The organism is Clostridiaceae bacterium (assembly GCA_012840395.1).
In the GTDB taxonomy this organism is placed as follows: Bacteria; Bacillota; Clostridia; order Acetivibrionales; family DULL01; genus DULL01.
This window is the reverse complement of record DULL01000117.1, coordinates 1-1,974: the sequence shown is the minus strand read 5'-3', so window position 1 is coordinate 1,974 and position 1,974 is coordinate 1. Positions and strand designations below refer to the sequence as shown.

Annotated in this window: 3 protein-coding genes; all 3 read right to left on the bottom strand. The window is 33.6% G+C overall.

Translation table 11 applies throughout. The annotated features are described in order from the left end of the window. Positions 1-174 precede the first annotated feature (174 nt). The gene (locus GXX20_12685; GenBank protein ID HHW32504.1) at positions 175-1,143 is read right to left on the bottom strand and encodes an IS3 family transposase; all 969 of its coding nucleotides are present in this window, start codon (positions 1,141-1,143) and stop codon (positions 175-177) included. Beyond that, a complete protein-coding gene (locus GXX20_12680; protein HHW32503.1) occupies positions 1,095-1,400 on the bottom strand; it encodes a transposase in 306 nt (101 codons plus the stop codon). The genes GXX20_12685 and GXX20_12680 overlap by 49 nt, the downstream gene beginning before the upstream one ends. A gap of 133 nt (positions 1,401-1,533) precedes the next feature. Beyond that, positions 1,534-1,974: hypothetical protein (locus tag GXX20_12675; protein ID HHW32502.1), on the bottom strand; the 441-nt coding region annotated here is incomplete at its 5' end.

Sequence of the window (1,974 nt, the reverse complement as noted above, 5' to 3'; positions counted from 1 at the left end):
TGCACTATACCTAACTTTTATAGGATTGACTAAACAAGTGAAATATACCTCTATTATCTTCCCTTTATGTATTATGACTTTCTCAACTGTTCTTTTGTATAGTTCATCAGGATTAAATCCTAAAAATGCATTCTTTGTCCGTTTTATGGTGCTTTGGCCCCTTAATATTGGACATTAGCTCGCTCTTTCTTTTACAATCTTAGTTTTATTTACATATTCCATGTACACTTGTCTTGGAGTCTTTAGCTTAAGTCCCCAGTGTAATCTCCTGTTATTATAGAAATCTTCCCAGTCTGCTAAAACTGCCTTTGCTTCTTCCAAACTGTCAAATTCACTCCTGCTCAGTAATTCTTCCTCAAGAATTCCATGATACGCTTCTATATGTCCGTTCTCTTCTGGACACCTTGCATGGGTAAATTCATGATAAATCCCTTTTATCTTGCAGTATTCTTCAAAGTTTTGGCTTATATATTGCGAGCCATTATCGCTTCTTAAAATAAGTCCTATCGGATCAATTCCTCTATCCTTAATTGCTTTATCTAAAGTCCTGATTGCTGTCTTTGAACTTATATTATAACCGGCATAACTTCCAACTACTTCTCTTGTGAATACATCTATATAATTGATTATGTAAAATGTCCTGCCATTTCCTTCTATATAGCCATACTTTATATCTGTAGCCCACATTTGATTCGGCCTTTCAACTTTTCTGTCGTCTATTCTGCGTCTATGGGCATATCTTCTATTCCTTGGCTTCAAAAGTCCATTTTCCTGCATTAACCGGTATACTTTCTTTTTATTTATTTTTATCTTGCACTGAGTCCTAAGATAAGCTGTTACCTTCTTATACCCATAACAGCTGCACTCTCCGCTTATTGCTTCCCTTATCTTTGAAATAATTTCTTCATCTTTTATTCTTTTCCCTGCCTCATCCAGGGAATATCCTGGAGGCCTTTTCCCTTGCCTGCTATCCTTTGAAGTTTCTCCCTTGTTTTTTAAACTCCTCCAGTAATAATACGTACTGCGAGCTACTTTAACCAACTTTAATACTATTCTCGCAGCATATCCCGCTCTTATGTACTTGTCTGCTATCTCTAATCTATCTTCAAGCTTGGGTTCGTTTTTTTTAATAGATCCTTGTATATCTTAATTGCTAATTCCTTCTCCCCCAAAAGCTTCTTTAGTTCTTCATTCTCCCTCCGAAGTTCAGACTCTTTCGAAGTAACAGTGCTTATTACCTTCGGCGCAAGACCATCTATCCCTGATTCATCATATTTCGCTTTCCATTTGTAAAAAGTATTAGGATTGATATTATGTTTCCTGCATATTTCCGCTACCTTTACTCCTGCTTCATAATCCTTTATCACTGATAACTTCTGCTCAACTGTAAACTTCTTCATAAGTTACTTCCCCCTTAAACAAATTGTATGTCATTTTTATACAATTTGTCCAATCTTCAATGGGGTCCTTAGCAATAACCTTTATTACACAGAATTTTTGCTAGTTTGCTTGAATAAACTGGTATATTATTTTTCATGTTCTATCCTCCTGCTTTAATTTTGAATAATTAACATAATTTTTTCTTGTTAATGCCAAAGAGAAAATATTTGAATCTAATTCCTCTTTGGTCTTTTCATTAGAGATAGGTTTTGTTATATATTCAAATTCCTTTATTTTTGTAAACTTGTTTTTAGGCATAAAAAAAGGAAGTCCTAAAACTTCCTGCAATTCTTTTAGTTTTATATTGGTTTGTAGTCCTCCATTATTAAACCATATTTTCCCATTTAGGTTATACTTAATTATTATATTGATAAAATCATCTATGCTGTATTTTTGGCATAGATAATATAATTCTTCAAATTCTAAAACGTCAACTAAATAATGCTTGTGTATTGCATGAAAATCTGGATTATAAAATCCTTTATATCCTGCATCTATCGCCAATAGTATCATTTTACCTTCCTCTGTTGCAGG